Raw genomic sequence first — 17,385 nt, forward strand, 5'->3', positions numbered from 1 at the left:
ACCGAGCGAGTACGCAGGTTCCTCGAACTGTCCGCATCAATCTGCGGCCAACTGTGAGCGCAGCGACTCGGTTAAGGTCTTACACTTGCGCCCTGCCCCTGGTGCAACGGGGCGAGTGCACGGCCCGGCATGCGCCCGACAGCCCAGGCTCAAGCAGGCCATACACCCTAACAGCGAAATGAGGTTATCCATGAGCAAGGTGGCATTCATCACAGGCGCGACATCCGGTTTTGGCCGCGCCGCGGCACGACGCTTCGCCGAGGCCGGCTGGGCCCTGGTGCTCAGCGGTCGGCGCCTGGAGCGACTGGAGGCACTGCAGCAAGAGCTGCAGGACAAGGTGCCGGTGCACATCGCCGAACTGGACGTGCGCGATGCCGCTGCGGTGAAGGCCCTGGTCGACGGCCTGCAGGCGCCCTTCGCGCGCATCGACGTGCTGGTCAACAACGCCGGCCTGGCCCTGGCCCCGGAAGCGGCGCAGAAGGTGGCCCTGGAAGACTGGCACACCATGATCGACACCAACGTCACCGGCCTGGTCAACGTCACCCACGCCGTGTTGCCCAAGCTGCTGGAAATCGGCAAGGGCACCAGCATCATCAACATCGGTTCGGTGGCCGGCGAATGGCCCTACCCGGGCGGCCACGTCTATGGTGCCACCAAGGCCTTCGTCAAACAGTTCAGCTTCAACCTGCGCTGCGACCTGGTGTCCACCGGCGTGCGCGTCACCGACATCGCCCCCGGCATGGCCGAGACCGAATTCACCCTGGTACGCACCAAGGGCAACCAGGCCGCCTCCGACGCGTTGTACGGCAACACCACACCGCTGAGCGCCGAGGACATCGCCGAGCAGATCTTCTACGTCGCCACCCTGCCGGATCACATCAACATCAACCGCCTGGAAATCATGCCCAGCCGCCAGGCCTGGTCGGCCTTCGCCGTAGACCGCGATTGAAGGTGGGATTTACCCGCGAAAAGTCTGCCCCCTTGCATACACGGGGGCAGAGCCGGACGGAGCAGCGCAACTGGCCAGCGGAGAGGGCCGCACGCAGAGAACGCCCCCCTAAGCCAGCCCAGTCCAATTGGCGGACATGCACATCGAAAGGTGCAACGAAGGGCTAGCGGGCTGCGACAGACCTCACCAGGCCATCAGGACGCCTGCTTCAGCTCGTCGTAGGCATTGAGATACTCACCGGCCAACTGCTCCTTCTCCTTGTCGCGCAGCAGCTTACCGGCCATCTGGAAAAAGCGCTGCTCCTCTTCCTTGAGGTGATGCTCGACCTTCTCGGCCAGTGCCTTGGCCTGCGCCAACCAACTGGGGCTGCTGGGGTCGGTTTCCTCCAGATCCTCGATCATTTCGTCCATCTGGTGATGCTCGGCAATGGCGTGGCGAGACAGATCGACGCCCGCTTCCTGCTGCATCAGGGGAATATAGAAGTGCCGCTCCTCAGCCACCGAATGCACGGCCAGCTCCTGCTTGAGCTGAGCGAACAAGGCATGCCGCTCGGCCGTATCGCCATGGGTAGCGACCAGTTTCTGCGCCAGCTTGCGCTGGATGTCATGGCTGATGCGCAGGGCTTCGAAAATCGTCATGCAGGCACCTCTTATTCGGTCACGGTCTTAGTAGCACTAGACCATCAATGAAAAGATAGGTGCCGCATCGCTTGCTCAGCGCAACTGGCTGTCCTTGCTGCCACGGCGGTTGTAGCCACTGCTGGCCGCTTGCTGTTTGTCTACCTCGGCCTGGCAATTGACGCACAGGCGCACGCCGGGAATCGCTTGGCGACGGGCTTCGGGAATCACCGCGTCACATTCCTCGCAGCGGTGCAGACTCTCGCCTTTCGGCAACTGGCTACGGGCACGCGCGACGGCGTCCTCGATGCTGCTGTCGATCTGTTCCTGCACCGCGCTGTCACTTGCCCAACCACCTGCCATGTTCCGGCCTCCTCGCCTGCATGGGCCATGATATGCGCCCAATGTCGGCGAAGTGCAAGTGCCGTTCGTGCAGGCGCCTCTGCGCTTATTCGCGCACTTCCATGAACTCCTTGGCCCAGAGGATGTAATCCTCGGGCATGGTGTACTTGTGCGTCAGCTCGGTGGCATTGAGGTCGCAGGGCTGGGCACCGCGCTGCTCGCGCAGGCAGTCGTAGGTGGCCTTGATCGCGGCGAAGTAGGCGGCGTGGCCGTTGACCACGATGCGCACGCCCAGACGGGCCAAGCGCTGGTTGTCGCGTAGTTCCGGGTTACCGTAGGTGACCAGCATCAGCGGCACCTTGAGGCCTTCGGCGATCTGCTCCAGATGGGCGAAATCCTTCACCCCGACCAGGCAGATACCATCGGCGCCGGCCGCCTCGTAGGCGCGGGTGCGCTGGATCACTTCGTCCACCTCCAGCACGCCGGCGTGAGTGCGGGCGATGATGGCCAGATCCGGGTCGACGCGCGCCTCCAGGGCCGCGAGGATCTTGCCCACGCCCTCCTCGACCGAGATCAGGTCGGTGGATTTGCGGCCGAACTGCGCCGGCAGCAGGGTGTCTTCGATGGTCAGCGCGGCGATGCCGGCGCGCTCCAGCTCGACCACGGTGCGCATCACGTTGAGCGCATTGCCATAACCGTGGTCGGCGTCGGCGATCACCGGCAGGCGCGCCGCGCGGCCGATGCGCGCGGCCTGCTCGACGAATTCGCTGAGGGTGATCAGGGCGAAGTCCGGTGCGCCGAGCACCTGCAGAGAGGCGACGGAACCACCGAGAATGCCGACCTCGAAGTCGAGGTCGGCGGCGATACGGGCGGACATGGGGTCGAAGACCGAAGCGGTGTGGTAGCAGCGCTCGGAAGCCAGCAGGGCACGAAAGGCACTGCGCAGCTCATGATGGGATGCACGTTGCAAGATGGGCATGGGGCGTATTCCAAAGTCGGTTGAATCGCTCTTTTTAGTAATCGCGTAGACGTGACCAATGCTAGCGCAAGGCACTTGCGCCAGGCTTTCGTCGCACCATTGCAGTCACGTCAGCGATGTTTCCTGGGCGTCTTGCCAGCAATTTACCGGCCAGCCAGCTCCGCCGGCAGCCGGGGGATAAAAGCGCCACTGTCGATCAGGGAATAGGCCATCCAGCCGGCGACGGCCAGGTAGAACAGACGTGGCAACCAGACGGCCAGCCATTGCTGCCGCGCAGCGAGCTGCTGAGCCTGTAGCCGGGCAAAGCGCAGCAGCGCCTCGCCCGGCCGCCCAGTTGCTTCGCCGCTGTTGAGCATGGCCGTCAGCATGCCCTGCCCCGGCAAGGACAGGGCGATCAAGGCCTGCGTCAGCGACTGCCCGGCCTGGATGCGTGGTGCCAAAGTGGCGAAATCCCGCCGCAGGCGCGCATTGCTCATGGTGCCACAGGCTCGCGGCAAGGCATCGAGTACGGCGATACCGGCCTCGAGCTGCAGGCCCAGGGCATCGCAGAAGTTACGCAGGTCGGCCTTGCGCTGCAGCGTGCCGAGCAGCGGCAGTGCCAGCAGAAAATCATCCAAACGGCCCGGCTGCACACTGCGCCGCTGCTGCCAACGCCGCCACGCCACAGGCACCAGGCGATACAGGCCGAACAAGCTCAGCAGCGGCAACAATGCACATGCCAGGTAGCCGGCCAGGCTCAGCGAACCGCCCACCAGCGCCGGTAGGGGCTGGACGATCAGGGCCAGCAGCAGCACCCCTGCCGGCAGCCATAGGCGCGCACGCAGGGCCGCGAGTTGCTGCACCTGCTCGGCATAACGTTGAGCCAGTTGTTCGTGCATTTGCGCCAGACCGCCGGCCTGTTGCGCGGCGCGCAGCAGGCTGGCCTCCAGCGGCGTGAACACGCCACTTAGCTGGCCGGAAACCGCCAGATCACGCCCGGCACCGACGAGCTGACGCAGGCGCTGCAGTGCCCGCGCCTGCCGCGCACCCAGCGCCAGGCTGGCCAGGGCTCGATCCAGCGGCACACCGGCACGCTCCATGGCGGCCAGATGGGCAAACAGCCGGGCGCGCGCCTGCAAGGGCAAGGCCCGCTCACTCATGCAGCAACGCGGCGACGTGCGCTTCGTCGGCGTGGGGAAACCACTGCCGATAGAGACGCTCCAGGCTGCCATCGGCACGCATGCCAGCGAGCAGTTGTCGCCAGCGTGCGACCCGCTCCGGCGGAGCCGCCTTGGAGAAAGCGATGTAGGAGGCATTGGGCATCAGGTCGAATTGCCACTGCACCTGGTCGACGCTCATGCCCTCCCCGGCCAACAGCGCCTCCAGAATCAGGTCATTGGCCACGATCAGTTTCACCCGTCCATGATGGAACAGACGCACCATGTCGGAAGGCTTGGACACCCCATGCAGGTTGTCCATGCCCAGCATCAGCAACTGCTCATGGATATACCACTGCTTGGGCACTGCCAAAGTGCCCAAGCGGCGCACATCGTCGAGGTTATGCACGCGGATGTTGTCCGCGCGCCGGCTGTAGAAGCCGGTACGTCCCACAACAATTGGCCCGACCCACTGGAACAGCGCTTCGCGCTCCGGCGTGCGCACGACCGGGAACAAGGCTGCATCAGCCTCACGCTGCACCTGATGATAACCACGCGTCCAGGGCACCAGCTCGATCTGCGCAGGCTGGCCGCTGCGGCGTACCAGCTCCTTGACCACCTGCACGGTCATGCCATCGAGCTTGCCCGCCTCGAGGAAGCCGTAAGGCCGGTTGTCCTCGGTGTACAGGCGCAATTCGCCAGCAGCGTTCGCAGCACTACAGCAGCAGAGGAGGACGGCACATACGACGGATTTGAACATAGAGTGTGTCACTGACCTGAGCGATGCTCGACAACAAACTGGATGATAGGCCACTGCGCTGCAAGCGTCATCCCACCGAGCCAGGCCTTATGATCGGTCGGCCAAGCCTGCCATAACTGTCCACAAACTGTCAGTGTGCACATTTTTTCACACTCGCGACGACGGCCGGGCTGGCCCTATGCGCCCGCTCGGGCGATGATCAGTGCCCCTTTTCGTCTTTCGTTCGCCATGACCACCACAGACAGCTCGACCCCGACCCACAAGCCGCGCCCGTTGATCGACCTGGCCATCAGCATCCTGATCCCCTCGTTCATCCTGATGAAGCTCAGCGCTGAACATCGTCTGGGGCCCGATGGTGCCTTGCTCCTGGCCCTGACCTTCCCACTGGGCTGGGGCGCCTTCGAGCTGATCAAGTACCGCAAATTCAACTTCATCGCCCTGCTCGGCCTGATCAGCGTGGCGCTGACCGGCGGCATCGGCCTGTTGCATCTCAGCACTCAGTGGCTGGCAGTCAAGGAGGCGACCATTCCGGGCATCATCGGCATCGCCGTGCTGGTGTCGACACGCACCCGCTACCCGCTGATCCGCACTCTTCTATTCAACAAGACGGTGCTCAACGTCGACAAGATCCATCAACGGCTCGAGCAGGGCGGCCATGTCGAACATTTCGAGACGCGGCTGATGCGCGCCACCTACTGGCTCAGCGGCACCTTCTTCTTCTCCTCGTTCATGAACTACGTACTGGCCAAGTGGATAGTGGTCAGCCCGTCCGGCACCGAGGCCTTCAACGATGAGCTGGGGCGCATGACCCTGCTCAGCTACCCGATGATCGCCATTCCTTCGATGATCATGCTCATGGCCATCTTCTATTATCTGTGGAAGACCATCCATGGCCTCACCGGGCTGAGCCTGGAAGAGATCATGGCCAATCAGGAGCGCCAGTCCTGAACCGCTGAGCCAGGGCCATGTTGTTCACCTCGGCCTACCTGGGGCTATTTCTCTCGGCATTCGGCGCCGCCACCCTGTTGCCCTTGCAATCCGAGGCGGTGCTGGTGGCATTGCTGCTCGGTGGCGCTCACGCCACCTGGGCCTTGCTGGCGGTTGCCACCCTGGGCAACGTGTTGGGCTCCTGGGTCAACTGGCTGCTGGGCCGCTCACTGGAACATTACCGGGGGCGACGCTGGTTTCCGGTCAGCAACGCCCGCCTGGCACAGGCTCAGGGCTGGTATGCGAAGTACGGCCGCTGGTCGCTTTTGTTGAGCTGGATGCCGCTGATCGGCGATCCACTGACACTGGTGGCCGGCGTGATGCGCGAGCCGCTGTGGCGTTTCCTGCTGCTGGTGAGCCTGGCCAAGAGCGCTCGTTATGCCGTGTTGGCCGTACTCACCCTGGCCTGGTTGTAAGCTGTTTCGCGTCCACACAGGCTGCATGGACATACGGGGTTACGCCAATGACGCGTATTGCAGTTGAGCAACGGACGCGGCTCCGTGATACTGCGCACCGCGCCATGCAGGCAGAATCCATTCGCGGGCGCTGCAGGATCGGCCCACAAGGCCCGCCATCATCGAGCCCGGCCAAGGCTCAAGGCCCCGTCAAACGCCTCGGGGCTCTCGATCGAGGATTTGTAGTGTCCGTTGTTGAAGCCAAACCCAAACTGAAACGCAGCGACCTGATCTGGACGCTGATCGGTCTTGGCGCTGTGGTGCTGTCCGGCTTCCTGCTCTACCGCGAACTGCGCAATATCTCCATCCACGAGATCAAAGGCAGTCTCGAAGCCATCTCGCATATCAGCTGGCTGCTGGCCGGTGCCGCCACCCTGGGCGCCTACTGGGCGCTGGCCTGGTACGACCGCATCGCCGTGGCCCACCTGGGCAAGCGGATTCCCTGGCGCTTCATCACCCTGTGCTCCTTCACCACCTATGCGCTGGCGCACAACATCGGCGCCTCGGTGTTTTCCGGCGCGGTGGTGCGTTACCGCGCCTACCGCAGCAAGGGCCTGACGCCGCAGGAAATCGGCATCCTCATCGTCTTCTGCTCCTTCACCTTCGCCATCGGCACCCTGCTGGCCAGCGGCTGCGTGCTGATCGCCCAGCCGGATCTGGTGCACCGTGTCGCCAACGTCACACCACTGGTATCGGTGGTCATCGGCAGCGTCCTGCTGACGCTGGTCGGTCTCTACGTGCTGGGCTCCTGGCGCCAGTTCAAACCCTGGACGCTGGGCAAGCTGCATGTCGAGTACCCGCGCCTGCGCATCGTCGGCCGTCAGTTGTTGGCCGGCCCACTGGAGCTGCTGTGCGCGGCGGCGATCATCTACTTCGCCCTGCCTGCCGACAACCACCCTGGCTATCTGGTGGTGCTGGGTGTGTTCCTCGCCTCCTTCTCGCTGGCCCTGCTGTCCCATGCGCCCGGTGGCCTGGGTGTGCTGGAAGTGACCTTCCTCGCCGCCATGCCGGAAGTGCCTGCCGCCGATGTGCTGGCGGCGTTGATCGTGTTCCGCGTGTTCTACTTGCTGCTGCCGTTCGCCCTGTCGCTGCTGGTGGTACTGGGCTTCGAGTGGAGTCAGTGGAAGGCACGACAAAGCAGCGCCAATCTGCCCTCCTGAATCACGACTCGCGATGACGGCAGCGCTGACATAGAATGCGCGGCCGTTTTCGTGGCCTGCCCTCGTTGGCAGCCACCCTCCGGGTCGTCGCCATGCGACGTCGTCATTCATCCCGGCAATCTTTCTGGCGGTCTGCACCATGTCCTTCTCTACTCCCGCCCGCGCCTGCGGTATCGACTTCGGCACCTCCAACTCCACCGTCGGCTGGTTTCGCCCAGGCCAGGACAGCCTGCTGCCTCTGGAAGACGGCAAGATCACCCTGCCTTCGGTGATCTTCTTCAACACCGAGGAGCGCCGCCCGGTCTACGGCCGCCTGGCCCTGCACGAGTACCTGGAGGGCTACGAAGGCCGCTTGATGCGCTCGCTGAAAAGCCTGCTGGGCTCCAAGCTGCTGAAGAGCGAAACCACGGTGCTGGGCAGTGCTCTGCCATTCAAGGATCTGCTCGGCTTCTTCATCGGCGAACTGAAAAAGCGCGCCGAAGCTCAGGCCGAACGTGCCTTCGAGGAAGTGGTGCTGGGCCGCCCGGTGTTCTTCGTCGACGACGACCCAGCCGCCGACCAGGAGGCGCAGAACACCCTGGTGGCCGTGGCGCACAAACTCGGTTTCAAGGAAGTGTCCTTCCAGTACGAGCCCATCGCCGCGGCCTTCGACTACGAGTCGAACCTCGACCGCGAAGAGCTGGTGCTGATCGTCGACATCGGCGGCGGTACGTCGGACTTCTCCCTGGTGCGCCTGGCCCCGCAGCGCCACCACCTGGCCGAGCGCCAGGGCGACATCCTCGCCACCGGCGGCGTGCACATCGGCGGTACCGACTTCGACAAGCAGCTCTCGCTGGCCGGAGTGATGCCGCTGTTCGGCTACGGCAGCCGGATGAAGAGCGATGCCTTCATGCCCACCAGCTACCACCTCAACCTGGCCACCTGGCACACCATCAACGCGCTGTACGCACAGAAGACTCAGCTAGCCCTGCAGAACATGCGCTACGACATCGTCGACGCCACCGGCATCGACCGCCTCTTCGCCCTGATCGAACAACGTGCTGGGCACTGGCTGGCGATGCAGGTGGAAGACAGCAAGATCGCCCTGAGCGAACAGGACGCACGGCCCATCGACCTGTCGCGCGTAGAGCCGGGCCTGGTCGCCGAGCTGACCCAGCCGCTGTTCGAGGAGGCCATCGAGCCACTGCTCGAACGCATCCGCGCCAGCCTCACGCAGTTGCTCGCCGATGCCAGCATCGCCGCCGATCAGGTCGACACGCTGTTCTTCACCGGTGGCTCCAGCGGCGTGCCGGCCCTGCGCCAGAGCGTGGCCGCCATGCTACCCAAGGCGCGCAGCGTGGAGGGCAATACCTTTGGCAGCATCGGCAGTGGCCTGGCCATCGAGGCCAAGAAGCGCTACGGGTGACGATCTGCTGCGCGTCGGTCCTGCCACGGATCGTAGGGTGCGCTGTGCGCACCGATTACCGATGCCCTGGTGCGCACGGCGCACCCTACCCAGGCGATGATATTCTTGCCGCCCCTTCCATACCCGAGGAATAGCCTGATGAAAGCCCAGCTGGAAGAACTGATCGCCAAGATAAGCTCCGGCTGCCTGCCCGAGGACGAGATCGCCCGCATCGCCGACGAAGCCGCGCAGGCCTACGCCGACCCGGCTGCCTTCCTCGCCGCCAACCCGGACGTCAACTACGACGACGAATTCCCCATCCCGCTGGGCGAGTGGGTGGTGGTCGGCAGTCTGCCGGACACCGTGCTGTTCCAGGCCGACAGCTATGAAGAGCTGTTCCAGCGCATCACCGAATCTTTCGGCCCGCAGGTACAGTTCGTGCTCAAGCCCAAGCAACTGGCCAAGACCGAACCACTCAAGGCGCTCAACCGCATTCAGGTGCAGCTCTCGGCGCTGTCGCCGGAAACCGGCGGCTACGTACTGGTGGATTTCAGCGAGCCACTGGACGACGAGCTGCAGGCAGTGCTGGTGTACGCCAACGACCTGCCACGGGTGCTGGAACTGGCGGTGGAAGTGGGTATCTACGCTGCACCCGCGCTAAAAGCGCTGCAGGAAGGGTTGGACGACTGAGCGGAACACCCGTCACCACGAGTAGTCACTAAAGCTACTCGATCAGCCCAAACCGCAAGGAAATCCTCATGAAGATTCTGCTGGTACTGACTTCCCACGACCGCCTCGGCGACACCGGCCACAAGACCGGCTTCTGGCTGGAAGAGTTCGCCGCACCTTACTACTGCTTCAAGGATGCCGGCGCCCAGCTGACCCTGGCCTCGCCCAAGGGCGGGCAGCCGCCCATCGACCCGAAGAGCGATGACGAGAGCGCGCAGACCGAGGCCACCCGCCGCTTTGCCGGCGATGCCGAAGCCCAGCGCGACCTGGCCAATACCCTGCCGCTGGCGCAGGTGCGCGCCGAAGACTTCGATGCGCTATTCTACCCAGGTGGCCATGGCCCGCTGTGGGATCTGGCCGAAAGCCCCGACTCCATCGCCCTGATCGAAGGTTTCCTGGCACTCGGCAAACCGGTCGGTGCGGTCTGCCACGCGCCTGGCGTGCTGCGCCACGTCAAGGGCAGCGACGGCAAGCCGCTGGTCGCCGGCAAGCGCGTCACCGGTTTCAGCAATAGCGAAGAGGACGCGGTGCAACTGACCCAGGTGGTGCCCTTCCTGGTCGAAGACATGCTCAAGGCCAACGGCGGTCAATATGCCCGCGGCGATGACTGGCAGAGCCATGTCGAGGTCGACGGCCTGCTGGTCACCGGGCAGAACCCGGCTTCTTCCGAGGCCAGCGCCGAAGCCCTGCTCGCCCTGCTCGAGGCGCGCGCATGAGCATCGCCATCTTCGCCAGCATTCATGCCAAGCCCGAGCACCGCAACGCGGTGCTGCAGGCGTTGCAGCAGATGGTCAGTGCCAGCCGCAGTGAGCCCGGCAACCTGCGCTACGACCTGTTCGAGCGCGACGGTGCGCCGGGCACCTTCGACCTCTATGAGCTGTACGTGGATCACGAGGCGGTGGAGGCACACCGACAAAGTGCGCATTACGCCGACTACCGCCAGCGTACCGCCGCCTGGCTGGCCAGCCCGCCCGAGGTGAAGCTGAGCCTGCCGCTGGATCTGGCGCCCTGATCCGCCCGGCGGGCGCCTAGAATGGCGCCCGCTCTCAGAACCCCATCAACATCATCCAGGCCGGCAGGCTGACGGCGGCCAGCAGCGTCGACAGGGAGATCGCCGCGCTGACGCTGCGGTTATCCTCGGCCGTGCGGGAAAAGGCCATCACGTTGACCCCGCTCGGGCAGGCCGCCAGCAGTACCAGCACCGTGCGCGCGGCATCGTTGAGCCCCGGCAACAGGCCAGTCAGCGTCCAGACCAGGGCCGGGAACAGCAGCAGCTTGACCAGCGCCACGCCCCAGGCCTCAAGGGTTGGCCGTAAGCGATAGCGCGACAGGCTGGCACCGAGCACGATCAACGCGCAGGGCAAGGCCGCCTGCCCCAGCCAGGTCACCGCGCGCCACAGGCTGTCCGGCACCATCAAGCCGGAGAGGTTCAGCAGCGCACCCAGCAGCAGGCCAATGATCATCGGGTTGGCCAGGTTCTTCAGCAGCGCGCGGCCATCGACCCGCTCCTGACTGCCGAAGGCCGCATAGAAACTCTGCAGGGAAAACAGCGTGAGGCTGTGGAACACCAGGATGGCGAACACGTACACCAGACCGGCAGCGCCCATCAGGCTGGTGACCAGCGGAATGCCCACCAGCACATTGTTGGAGAACGCAGCCACCAGGCCCAGCGGCGTGGCACGGCCACGTCGCCAGTGGGCGACGCCGTTGACCAGGGCAAACACAAACAGTACCGGCAGGTAGTAGCCCAGCAGCAACATCGGCGACAGGCCTTCGGCCAGATGCGCCTTGGCGATGCCGGTGAACAGCAGCGTCGGCATGAACAGCTTGAAGGTGATATTGGCCAGCCCGGCGACCGACTCGGCATTGAGCCACTGGCGCCAGCCCAGCACGTAGCCGAGCACGATCAGGGCGAAGATCGGCAGGATCGCCTGTACCGCAAGCATCGATGAAGCAGCCTCAATCATTGCAGGAAAACGGATCGCAAGCGACCCGAAAGGCCGCACAGCATACGCTGCGAACCTCGCACTTGCGATGCCGGCTGCATCGCCGCAAGTACTTAGCGCCCACCCGAAAGGCTCGAGATAGAGCGCTCTGATCAAGTATTGCGGCCATCGATGTTCACTATCAGGCCAGTCAAGTTCTTATCCGAGCGGTCAGCTAGGACAATTACTTCCGTAGACACGAATCACGCCCAACGGAGGCACGGACATGAAAACTCGACTGACCCTGACCGCCCTGGCTCTGACCCTGCTGACCTCCACTGCTTTCGCCCTGCCGAGCAATGCACCCTTCCCGCTGGTGGGTGAGCATCAGGACAGCCAGATCCAGCAAGATCAACCACTCACCCCGCTAGCGGAGAACGGCTCCGAGCGCACGCCCGGCCAGCAGCGCTTCAAGCTGGCAGAAGATGGCTATGAGCGTACCCCTGGCGCCCAGCATGTGCAGCTCGCCGAAGACGGCTACGAGCGTACCCCCGGCGCGCAGCATGTGCAGCTAGCCGAGGACGGCTATGAGCGTACCCCTGGTGCTCAGCACGTCTGAAGCAACTCAGCGATAGCCCCAAGCCCGGCGCACGCCGGGCTTTTCTTTGGTTATTCGGATTTGATGTAGGGTTGGTTGATACTGGACTGGCAAGTTTGTGTGTTGGGTTTGCGGTTGTTTCGGGGCCTCTTAATGCCCGTTCCGGATTGCCGCGTTTTTGCTGATGTTTCTGGTTTCGCCCTCCCGGGCGAGTCACTTTTGTAGGGCAAAAGTAACCAAAACCCTCCGCCCGGTCATCCGGCCCTGGCTGCGCCAGGGTTCGCTCACTCCATCGTCGCTCCAGAGGCCCGCCGCGGTGGGCCATCCCTGGCCCATCGCGGCTCTCGCGGCATCCATGCCGCTCAACCTCTTCCACGACGATTCCGTTCGCCCTCCTGGGCGGGCTCTGCACGCGCCTGAACCTGCGGTAACTCAGACGTAGTGTGGAGTGCGTGAATATGAGGTCAGCCGTAGGGCTGACCGAGATGCCGGCTGAAGGCCGGCAAGCTATCCAGGCGAATGAAACTGCTCGAATGAAACTATTGGTTTAATTCGACAGCCACGTTTGGGTTCCACTGTTACCAGAACACGTCGAGCATTCTTTGGAATGCCGGTTCGTTCAGGCGCGCGAATGGCCCCTTCAGGAGGGTGAGTGGAATCGTTGCGCAGAGGGGCGAGCAGCATGGATGCTGCGAGAGGCGTAATGGGCCAGGGATGGCCCATGTACGCTGACCCTCGGAGCGGCGATGGAACGAGACGTAGCGAAGCGAAGTAACAGCCGAAGGCTGGCCCGAAGGGCGAGCGAAGCGAGTCACGAACCCCAGCGTAGCAGGGCGGGGGCGCCTAGCTCGGATGGCGGGGCCAAGCCTTTTTGCCTTCTTTTGTGGCGCTTGACAAAAGAAGGTCGCCGGGGGGCGAAACGGGAGACATCAGCAGAACGCCGATAGGCAGCCCTTGAACACCGAAAACAACCGAAACCAACACACAAACTTGCCAGTCCAACCTCAAGACCACCACTCCACGTTCCGAAGCCCTCACCTCAACTCATAACAACCGGCGGCAGCCGATAGATCCAGATACGCCGCAACACCGTCCGAAACTGCCCCCACAAGGTTCCACAGTTGTAATGCTGCCCATAACGCTCGGCGATGCGCCGCACCTCGCGCGCCAGCTCGGCATAACGCCGCGCCGGCAGATCGGGGAACAGGTGATGCTCGATCTGATGGCTGAGGTTGCCAGTGAGGATATGCAGCAGCGGCCCACCAGACAGGTTGCTCGAACCGCGCAACTGGCGCAGATACCAGTGACCGCGCGTCTCACCCTCCAGCACTTCGGGCGCGAATACCGCCGCCTTCTCGGTGAAGTGACCACAGAAGATCACCAGAAAGGTCCACAGGTTACGCAGCAGGTTGGCCAGCAGATTGCCCGCCAGCACGGCCAGGGCATTGGCGCCGAGCAACAGCGCCAGCAAGGGGAAGAACAGATAATCCTTGCCCCACTGCCGTGCCAGCTTGGCACCGAACTGGCGAGCCAGTGGACGCACCTCGTCCTGGCTGATACGCCCCTTGATCAGCTTGTCCAGGCGTAGGTGCTGGATGGCCACGGCGTACTGGAACAGCAGCGCCTGGATCGTCACCCACAGTGGCTGCCAGCGGTAGAAGGGCTTCCAGCGTTGTTCGGGGAACAAGCGCACCACGCCATAGCCGACATCGTCATCCATGCCCAGCACGTTGGTGTAGGTGTGGTGCACATGGTTGTGCGTGTGCCGCCAGAAATCGGCGGGGCCGACGATATCCCACTCGTACTGGCGCCCGGCAAATTCCGGGTCGTTCATCCAGTCGTACTGGCCATGCATGACGTTATGGCCCAGCTCCATATTCTCGAGGATCTTGCCCAGGCCCAGCAGCAAAGTGCCGAGCAACCAGGTGGGCGGGAACCAGCCCAGCATCAACAACACCCGGCCGCTCCAGCAGCACAGGCGCACGGCAGCGCGTACACGGCGAATGTAACGCGCATCGGCCTCGCCCAGGTCGGCCAGGGTGCGCTGGCGCAGGGCGTCCAGCTCGGCGCCGAAGGCCTCCAGTTCGGCAGGGCTCAGTTCGCGATCAAGACGGGCACTCACAGATCGATCTCCACATCCCCATGCGGGACACTGACACACAAACGAATGGGCTGGTTAGGCTCGGCGAACAGCGCGCCACTGCGCAGGTCACGCACCGCGCCGCTGAGCAGGGTGCAGGTGCAACTGGCGCAGATGCCCTGGCGGCAGCCGTGAGCCGGGCGCAAACCACTGGCCTCGGCCTGCTCCAGCAGGCTGCCCTGATTGTTGCCCGGCACCTGCTGGCCGCTGCGGGCGAAGCGCAGGCGCACCTCGCGCCGTTCATCCACGGTGAGCGGTTCGGGTGGGCTAAAGCTCTCCACCTGCAGGGTGCCGCCACGCTTCCACCAGCCTTGCAGTTGCTCGACGAAACCGCGCGGGCCACAGGTGACCAGGTGTTCGCCCGGCAACTCATCCAGTTGATCACGAGTGATGCGCCCGCCCGGTTCGCCACTGATGACCCAACGCAGGTGCAGATTGCGATGCCGCTCGGCCAGCCCCTGCAGTTCCTCGACGAAAGCCCGCTGGCCAGGACGGCGCACCTGATGCAGCAGCGTTATCGGCGCTGCGAAGCCTTGCGCCAAGGCCTCACGCAGCAACCCCAGCAACGGCGTAATGCCACTGCCGGCAGCGGCCAGTAACACCGGCCGCCCGTCATTCGGCCACTGCAATTCGCCGAAGGCCGGCGCCAGTTCCAGTAGCTGCCCCACCTCAAGATGATCGAGCAAGACAGTAGATAGACGCCCACCCGGCTGGCGCTTGATCGCCAGTTCGACACGGCCATCGGCGCTGACCGCCGTGAGGCTGTAGCTGCGGCCATGACGCACACCCTCCTGTTCGAGGTAGACCTGCACGTGCTGCCCCGCACGCCAGCCGCGCTCATTGCCATTGCAGCGCAGGGTCAGCGCCAGCATGTCCTCGGCCACCCAACGGCGCGCCGCGACCCGGGCGAACACCCGCTGTACCCGCAACGCGGGATGCAGCAAGCGCAGCAACAGATCGACATCGGCCTCGCGTAGCCAGCCGCGTCGGCACAGCGCGCGTAAAGGCTGCAGGGCTGGCACTAGGTGCCGGGCCAGGGAAAGCGACAGGATGGGCATGCAGCGACTCTTTTCAGTGAACGACTGTTCACAATGCTGGCAGTCAACTCAAAACGAGTCAACAGTCGTTCACTGAAGTGCCCCGCATGGTTCGACGCTGCCCAACCTCATTTGCTAGAGTGCGGCATCGTTCCCTGATCCCACTCGCATGACACCACGCGCCGAACAGAAGCAGCAGACCCGCCAGGCCCTGATGCACGCAGCTCTCACCCTGATGGAGAGTGGACGCGGCTTCGGCAGCCTGAGCCTGCGCGAGGTCACCCGCCTGGCCGGCATCGTGCCCACCGGGTTCTACCGCCACTTCGCCGATATGGACGAACTGGGCCTGGCCCTGGTGGCGGAAGTCGGCGAAACCTTCCGCGCCGCCATTCGCCAGGTGCGCCGCCATGAGTTCGAGGTGCGCGGCATGATCGATGCCTCGGTGCGCATCTTCCTCGCCGAGGTGGCCAACAACCACGCCCAGTTCCTCTTCCTCGCTCGCGAGCAGTACGGCGGCTCGCAGCCCGTGCGCCAGGCCATCGCCGCCCTGCGCGAGCGCATCACCAGCGACCTGGCCGCCGACCTCAAGCTGATGAGTCGCATGCCGCAGCTAGATCAGGCCGCGCTGGAGGTGATCTCCGACCTGGTGGTCAAGACCGTGTTCGCCACCCTGCCCGAACTGATCGACCCACCGGCGGCCACGCTCCCTGCGCACCTCACCGCCGAAGCCAAGGTCATCCAGCAGTTGCGCTTCATCATGATCGGCGGCAAGCACTGGCTGGGACTGGGCAAGCCAGATAGCTGAATTGCACCAAAAGGGTGCCGACAAGCCAGCGCGCGCACCAAATAAAACCTATCCACCCCGACAGCTTCCGGAAGTATCGCCTGCAAGCGCCTGCATGCAGTGCTCAGGCGCATTGGCAAGGCCCTTGCACTATTTGCGGGCACACTGCCCCGGAATCGATACACATGCTGGTAATCCACAGCCGCATCGCACCACAGAACACCTGTGACGCCGAACTGGAACTGACCTTCGAGGCCCGCAGCAAGAGCCGCCTGCGCTGTTTCACCACTGCCGGCGAAGAGGTCGGCCTGTTTCTCGAACGTGGCCAGCCGGCCCTGGCCGATGGCGACTGCCTGCAAGCGCAGGACGGCCGTGTGGTGCGCGTGCGCGCCAAGGCCGAACCCTTGTTGCACGTCACCTGCGCCAGCCCCTTCGAGCTGATGCGCGCCGCCTATCACCTGGGTAACCGCCATGTCGCCCTGCAACTGGGCGATGGCTGGCTGCGCCTGCCCGACGACTACGTGCTCAAGGCCATGCTCGAACAGCTCGGCGCGACGGTCGAGGCCATCGAGGCCCCCTATCAGCCCGAACAGGGTGCCTATGGCGGCGGTCACCACCACTCCCATCATGGCGAGGCCGAGTTCAACTACGGCCCACGCCTGCACCAGTTCGGGGTGCGCAAGTGAGCAAGGCCATGTCGACTGCATTCGCCGAGGCCGGCGCGTGAAACCGGCCTGGGCCCTGTTGCGCCTGGCCAGCCCGCAGCTCCCCATTGGCGGCTACAGCTACTCGCAGGGCCTGGAATGGGCCATCGATAGCGGCCTGATCAAGGATGCCGAAAGCGCCGAGCGCTGGCTGAGCGACCAGTTGTCGCTGAACCTCTCGCGCTTCGAGGCCCCGTTGCTGCTGGCCCATTGCCGAGCAGCGGTAGAGGGTGACTGGAGCCAACTGCAACAACTCGCCGAGCAGCACCGCGCCAGCCGCGAAACCCGCGAGCTGGCACTGGAAAGCCGGCAGATGGGCTACTCGCTCAGACAGTTGCTAGAGGGTTTGCCGGAGCTGGACGAAGCCGCCCGCAAACTGCTGGCGAGCCAGGACGAACCCGGCCTGGCCATGGCCTGGGCATTGGCTGCGCGCGCCTGGCAGATCCGCCCGGACGACGCCCTGGCCGCCTGGCTCTGGGGCTGGTTGGAAAACCAGCTCGCCGTGCTGATGAAAGTGCTGCCCATGGGCCAACAGGCCGCCCAGCGCCTGACCAGCCGCCTGCTGCCGCAGCTCGATGCTGCCCAGCGACAGGCCGCCGAACTCTCTCCCGAACACTGGGGCAGCGCCGCCTTCGGCCTGGCCCTGGCGAGCATGGCGCACGAGCGCCAGTACTCACGTCTCTTCCGCTCCTGACGAGG

The 17,385-nt window shown here is 64.3% G+C and carries 20 protein-coding genes; 12 read left to right on the top strand and 8 right to left on the bottom strand.

Going from position 1 to position 17,385, the window contains the following annotated elements:
* The first annotated feature begins 190 nt into the window (after window positions 1–190).
* On the top strand, window positions 191–949 hold the full coding sequence (locus PVE35_RS21670) for an SDR family NAD(P)-dependent oxidoreductase (protein ID WP_268179147.1): 759 nt from the start codon (window positions 191–193) through the stop codon (window positions 947–949).
* A 194-nt stretch (window positions 950–1,143) separates the two neighbouring features.
* Here the strand turns inward: PVE35_RS21670 and PVE35_RS21675 are convergent, their stop codons facing one another.
* The 5 genes from PVE35_RS21675 to PVE35_RS21695 all read right to left on the bottom strand — a co-directional run bounded on the left by PVE35_RS21675 (window position 1,144) and on the right by PVE35_RS21695 (window position 4,783).
* Entirely contained in the window at window positions 1,144–1,587 is a 444-nt protein-coding gene (locus PVE35_RS21675) for a hemerythrin domain-containing protein (RefSeq protein ID WP_277372945.1), read from the bottom strand.
* A gap of 75 nt (window positions 1,588–1,662) precedes the next feature.
* Window positions 1,663–1,929 carry a DksA/TraR family C4-type zinc finger protein gene (locus PVE35_RS21680; RefSeq protein WP_268179149.1) on the bottom strand — a complete coding sequence of 89 codons (267 nt, stop codon included), beginning with the start codon at window positions 1,927–1,929 and terminating at the stop codon, window positions 1,663–1,665.
* A gap of 85 nt (window positions 1,930–2,014) precedes the next feature.
* The gene (locus tag PVE35_RS21685; protein WP_277374923.1) at window positions 2,015–2,878 is read right to left on the bottom strand and encodes an oxaloacetate decarboxylase; all 864 of its coding nucleotides are present in this window, start codon (window positions 2,876–2,878) and stop codon (window positions 2,015–2,017) included.
* A 152-nt stretch (window positions 2,879–3,030) separates the two neighbouring features.
* Window positions 3,031–4,026 (bottom strand): type II secretion system F family protein, encoded by a 996-nt coding sequence (locus tag PVE35_RS21690; RefSeq protein WP_277372946.1) that lies wholly within the window; start codon window positions 4,024–4,026, stop codon window positions 3,031–3,033.
* Window positions 4,019–4,783: a transporter substrate-binding domain-containing protein gene (locus PVE35_RS21695; RefSeq protein ID WP_277372947.1), complete on the bottom strand. Its 765-nt coding sequence runs from the start codon at window positions 4,781–4,783 to the stop codon at window positions 4,019–4,021. Before PVE35_RS21695 ends, PVE35_RS21690 begins: the two co-directional genes overlap by 8 nt.
* A 228-nt stretch (window positions 4,784–5,011) precedes the next feature.
* Between PVE35_RS21695 and PVE35_RS21700 the strand changes: the two genes are divergently transcribed.
* The 7 genes from PVE35_RS21700 to PVE35_RS21730 all read left to right on the top strand — a co-directional run bounded on the left by PVE35_RS21700 (window position 5,012) and on the right by PVE35_RS21730 (window position 10,510).
* Window positions 5,012–5,731, top strand: coding sequence for a VC0807 family protein (locus PVE35_RS21700; protein ID WP_268179152.1), 720 nt, complete (start codon window positions 5,012–5,014; stop codon window positions 5,729–5,731).
* 17 nt (window positions 5,732–5,748) lie between these two features.
* Window positions 5,749–6,186, top strand: coding sequence for a YqaA family protein (locus PVE35_RS21705; RefSeq protein ID WP_277372948.1), 438 nt, complete (start codon window positions 5,749–5,751; stop codon window positions 6,184–6,186).
* Window positions 6,187–6,410: 224 nt separating this feature from the next.
* Window positions 6,411–7,385: a lysylphosphatidylglycerol synthase domain-containing protein gene (locus tag PVE35_RS21710; RefSeq protein WP_268179154.1), complete on the top strand. Its 975-nt coding sequence runs from the start codon at window positions 6,411–6,413 to the stop codon at window positions 7,383–7,385.
* A gap of 139 nt (window positions 7,386–7,524) precedes the next feature.
* On the top strand, window positions 7,525–8,790 hold the full coding sequence (locus PVE35_RS21715) for an Hsp70 family protein (RefSeq protein WP_268179155.1): 1,266 nt from the start codon (window positions 7,525–7,527) through the stop codon (window positions 8,788–8,790).
* A gap of 138 nt (window positions 8,791–8,928) precedes the next feature.
* Window positions 8,929–9,459 carry a hypothetical protein gene (locus PVE35_RS21720; RefSeq protein ID WP_268179156.1) on the top strand — a complete coding sequence of 177 codons (531 nt, stop codon included), beginning with the start codon at window positions 8,929–8,931 and terminating at the stop codon, window positions 9,457–9,459.
* Between the two features lie 68 nt (window positions 9,460–9,527).
* Window positions 9,528–10,214, top strand: coding sequence for a type 1 glutamine amidotransferase domain-containing protein (locus tag PVE35_RS21725; protein ID WP_268179157.1), 687 nt, complete (start codon window positions 9,528–9,530; stop codon window positions 10,212–10,214).
* Entirely contained in the window at window positions 10,211–10,510 is a 300-nt protein-coding gene (locus PVE35_RS21730) for a putative quinol monooxygenase (RefSeq protein ID WP_268179158.1), read from the top strand. The genes PVE35_RS21725 and PVE35_RS21730 overlap by 4 nt, the downstream gene beginning before the upstream one ends.
* A gap of 34 nt (window positions 10,511–10,544) precedes the next feature.
* Here the strand turns inward: PVE35_RS21730 and PVE35_RS21735 are convergent, their stop codons facing one another.
* The gene (locus PVE35_RS21735) at window positions 10,545–11,444 is read right to left on the bottom strand and encodes an AEC family transporter (RefSeq protein ID WP_268179159.1); all 900 of its coding nucleotides are present in this window, start codon (window positions 11,442–11,444) and stop codon (window positions 10,545–10,547) included.
* Window positions 11,445–11,709: 265 nt separating this feature from the next.
* On the opposite strand from PVE35_RS21735, the gene PVE35_RS21740 reads away from it, so the two are divergent.
* Window positions 11,710–12,042, top strand: a complete 333-nt coding sequence (locus PVE35_RS21740) for a hypothetical protein (protein WP_277372949.1) — start codon at window positions 11,710–11,712, stop codon at window positions 12,040–12,042.
* Between the two features lie 1,018 nt (window positions 12,043–13,060).
* Here PVE35_RS21740 and PVE35_RS21745 read toward each other — a convergent pair.
* Both PVE35_RS21745 and PVE35_RS21750 read right to left on the bottom strand, forming a co-directional pair.
* A complete protein-coding gene (locus tag PVE35_RS21745) occupies window positions 13,061–14,182 on the bottom strand; it encodes a fatty acid desaturase (protein WP_277372950.1) in 1,122 nt (373 codons plus the stop codon).
* Window positions 14,140–15,219: an iron-sulfur cluster-binding domain-containing protein gene (locus tag PVE35_RS21750; RefSeq protein WP_277372951.1), complete on the bottom strand. Its 1,080-nt coding sequence runs from the start codon at window positions 15,217–15,219 to the stop codon at window positions 14,140–14,142. Before PVE35_RS21750 ends, PVE35_RS21745 begins: the two co-directional genes overlap by 43 nt.
* A gap of 148 nt (window positions 15,220–15,367) precedes the next feature.
* Here PVE35_RS21750 and PVE35_RS21755 point away from each other — a divergent pair, with 148 nt between their 5' ends.
* The 3 genes from PVE35_RS21755 (at window position 15,368) to PVE35_RS21765 (ending at window position 17,380) form a co-directional block, all read left to right on the top strand.
* Window positions 15,368–16,003 carry a TetR family transcriptional regulator gene (locus tag PVE35_RS21755; RefSeq protein ID WP_268179163.1) on the top strand — a complete coding sequence of 212 codons (636 nt, stop codon included), beginning with the start codon at window positions 15,368–15,370 and terminating at the stop codon, window positions 16,001–16,003.
* A gap of 164 nt (window positions 16,004–16,167) precedes the next feature.
* The gene (gene ureE / locus PVE35_RS21760; RefSeq protein ID WP_277372952.1) at window positions 16,168–16,668 is read left to right on the top strand and encodes an urease accessory protein UreE; all 501 of its coding nucleotides are present in this window, start codon (window positions 16,168–16,170) and stop codon (window positions 16,666–16,668) included.
* Window positions 16,669–16,705: 37 nt separating this feature from the next.
* Window positions 16,706–17,380 carry an urease accessory UreF family protein gene (locus PVE35_RS21765; protein ID WP_268179165.1) on the top strand — a complete coding sequence of 225 codons (675 nt, stop codon included), beginning with the start codon at window positions 16,706–16,708 and terminating at the stop codon, window positions 17,378–17,380.
* Window positions 17,381–17,385 lie beyond the last annotated feature (5 nt).

Source organism: Pseudomonas sp. AA-38 (assembly GCF_029457475.1).
In the GTDB taxonomy this organism is placed as follows: domain Bacteria; phylum Pseudomonadota; class Gammaproteobacteria; order Pseudomonadales; family Pseudomonadaceae; genus Aquipseudomonas.